Origin of the sequence: Capnocytophaga catalasegens (assembly GCF_026005215.1) — a bacterium.
Taxonomy (GTDB): Bacteria; Bacteroidota; Bacteroidia; order Flavobacteriales; family Flavobacteriaceae; genus Capnocytophaga; species Capnocytophaga catalasegens.
In genome coordinates, this window is record NZ_BPMA01000047.1 from 1 (window position 1) to 2811 (window position 2811).

At 33.4% G+C, this 2811-nt stretch carries 3 protein-coding genes and 2 pseudogenes; all 5 read left to right on the forward strand.

The features are described from left to right. Window positions 1-854: pseudogene (locus OO775_RS11440) on the forward strand (type VI secretion system Vgr family protein); the annotation flags it as partial. Then, on the forward strand, window positions 851-1585 hold the full coding sequence (locus OO775_RS11445; protein ID WP_264847300.1) for a hypothetical protein: 735 nt from the start codon (window positions 851-853) through the stop codon (window positions 1583-1585). The pseudogene OO775_RS11440 and the gene OO775_RS11445, both read left to right, overlap by 4 nt. Before the next feature lie 4 nt (window positions 1586-1589). Further along, window positions 1590-2111: a hypothetical protein gene (locus OO775_RS11450; protein WP_264847301.1), complete on the forward strand. Its 522-nt coding sequence runs from the start codon at window positions 1590-1592 to the stop codon at window positions 2109-2111. 5 nt (window positions 2112-2116) lie between these two features. Next, window positions 2117-2473, forward strand: coding sequence for a PAAR-like protein (locus OO775_RS11455; protein ID WP_264847302.1), 357 nt, complete (start codon window positions 2117-2119; stop codon window positions 2471-2473). 15 nt (window positions 2474-2488) lie between these two features. After that, window positions 2489-2811 (forward strand): annotated as a pseudogene (locus OO775_RS11460) (phage baseplate assembly protein V); the annotation flags it as partial.

The following is a 2811-nucleotide window of genomic DNA, read 5'->3' on the forward strand; positions in this document are numbered from 1 at the left end:
CGGGAAATACGATTTATTTGGATACCACACAAAAAAGTATTACCATTGAAGCCCCTGAAACTATCCATATCAAATGTAAAAATTTGAATGTTGAAGTGGCGGAAAATGCTAAAACCAATATAGGCAAAACCCAAGAAACGCATATCGGTGAAAACGCAAAAACGATTGTAGGCAAGGAAAACAGCCTTGATAGTGGCGGAAAAATGATTTTATCAAGCGGAAAAACATTGGAGATTTCAGCCAAGCAGGATTTAGAGCTTTACGGAAAACAAAAACTAATAAGCTATACCGATGGCAAAGCGGAAATCGGAGCCAAAGAACGAATGCACCTTTTTGGTACGAATTCACTGATTACCGCCAAAGACAAGATAGAATACAAAGCTCCTAAAATGAATAAGTTACCACAGAAAGGGGAGTTTAAGTATGATAAGGAAAAACAGATTTTGAGTGTGAAGTGGATGAATGCGGAAATGGATACAAGAATTAAAAATGCGGCTTTTGATGAAAAATTAAGTTTGTTAGTGCATACTCGAAATTACGAGGAGGGCGAAACCATTAGCCTTGTTATTGATGAGCAAGAAGGACAAGATATTAACGAACAAGGTAAAGAAATTACCTTAACAGGCAAAGTTGATAAAAATGGATTTGCTTTGCTAAAAGAGGAAGTAGAGGTTTTGCAGGAAACAGAAGCAGAGAAAAAAGAGTCAGAACAAAAGCAACAAGCCGAAGAAGAGCGACAAGCGAATGAAATTTACAAAACTTACCAAGGCAAAGACTACACCTATAACGAATGGCAAGTAAAAGAACAAGAGCTTTGGGAAGCATATCAACAAACTAAAAATAAGAAAAAATGAAAGTATTACGAGTAAAAAGTGTCAATGGCGATGCAAGTTTTCAGAATGAGACTGTTGAAATTTATGATAAAATAGAGCGTACCCTTGATTATCATCTTTACCATAGTTGGTCATCTACTCAAAAAGAAACAAATCATTTAGGAACAGACCATATTAAATTTACTAGAACTGAGTTTATCAAATATTATTCTTCTGATAAAGTTTTTAGATGGCAAAGATTATATACTTACTATTATGCTTCGGTTGTAATTGATACTATAAATAATGGGAATCAGAGTACTTTTAACTATTATATAGATAAGATTTCGTGGTCAAGAACATTGAATATGCCTGTATATAAAAAAATTGAATTTATACCTAAAGACAGTGGAGAGGCAAAAACAGAAGAAGAAATGAAAAAATTAGATTCTATTGTATGGACATATATTATTAAAGTTTTGGACTTTAAAATAAAAAATAATGGAGGAAGCATATTACAGGCTGAAGCATATAAAAATAGACAATATAACAAAAAAGTTGATGCAATTGGAATGGTAGCTAGTGGCATATCAACTATTCTTGGATTTGTAAAACACCCTTATGCACAAATTGCATCTGTGGGATTAGATGTAAGTGCTACAGCTTTAACAGAATATTTAAAAGAAGCAGATGATGCAAGTTCTCTTATATTTGATTACCCCTTTAAAACAATAATTGTGAAAGATATTCATAGAGCATTTTTAGAACCCTAAAAGTATGAAAAAAATAGCAATAGTAATTTTGATTTTAATATCACAATGTGTGTTTGCTCAAAAAGATGAGCAAAAAAAGTTCGATAATTTATATGAAGAAAACAGACCTTGCGATAAGATAATAAATGAAGAATATTCCCAATTACTTATCGGAAAATGGAAATTATCGCATTCATTGGAAGGAAATGAGGTTATTAAGGAACTTAAATCCGAAAAAATCCATTTCAAAAAGAACAGAAAATTTAAAGAAGTCCGAGAAGGAGAAGTTTTTAAAGGAACTTGGAAAGTATGTAGTTGCATTGAGAACAATCTTGTTTTGACAAGCAATCACCCTATGATTTTAAAAAAAGAATTGGAAGAGCTTGAAAAAATGATAAAAACTTCACATAAAAAAGGAAAACCGAAAGGAAAATCAAAATCATTTATGACAATACATAAAATAACCAAAGATACACTTACTATCTTATTTTATATGGATTTAGAAAAAGAATTCCCCAGATATATATTTTATATAAGAGAAAAATAAAGCCTATGCCTCAAACCATCACCAACAACGCTAAATTGCAATGCAATCAAGGAACATTAAAAACACCTTTAACGGTAACCTCTCAAACCTTTGATTGTATCAACGGAGAACCCATCGCCACCGAGCAAGACAACAAGCCCAATATTAATATCAAACCCTTTGGGCAATGCAAGTTAAAACCCTCATCAGCAGGATACTTGCCTTGCGTTCCTGCTCCACAGAAATGGGAGAAAATATCGTTTTCATCTATTGATAGCAACAAAGAATTAAATGAATCATCGTGTATAAAATGTGCCGTTGGTGGTTTAATTACTTTCGCAGACAAAGGCAAAAACGATTTTATTTCTTCTGAAATGGAATAAAATATGTATAAATTTGTATCACAACCCCACGCAGGAGGTGGCAAAGGCTTTTATTTCATCCCCGAAGTAGGCGAAGAAGTATGGGTAGATTTTGAAGACCAAAATGCCGAAAGACCTTTTGTGGTAGGTAGTAACTACAATGGGAAGGAGTTTAGCAAATACCACACAGCAGGCAATGATAAGAAAGTAATACATACCCGTTCAGGTACTAAAATTATCCTCAATGATGCCGAAGGTAGTGTGTTTATAGAAGACCCCAGTGGTAACACTTATCTAATGGATGGACAAGGAAATATCAATGTAAGTGCCCCTAAAAATATTACTTTCAAAGCGGGCGG

Bases quoted from the DNA above. Each gene is read 5' to 3' on its own strand.
- OO775_RS11445 (WP_264847300.1), top strand. From the start codon at position 851: ATGAAAGTATTACGAGTAAAAAGTGTCAATGGCGATGCAAGTTTTCAG.
- OO775_RS11450 (WP_264847301.1), top strand. From the start codon at position 1,590: ATGAAAAAAATAGCAATAGTAATTTTGATTTTAATATCACAATGTGTG.
- OO775_RS11455 (WP_264847302.1), top strand. From the start codon at position 2,117: ATGCCTCAAACCATCACCAACAACGCTAAATTGCAATGCAATCAAGGA.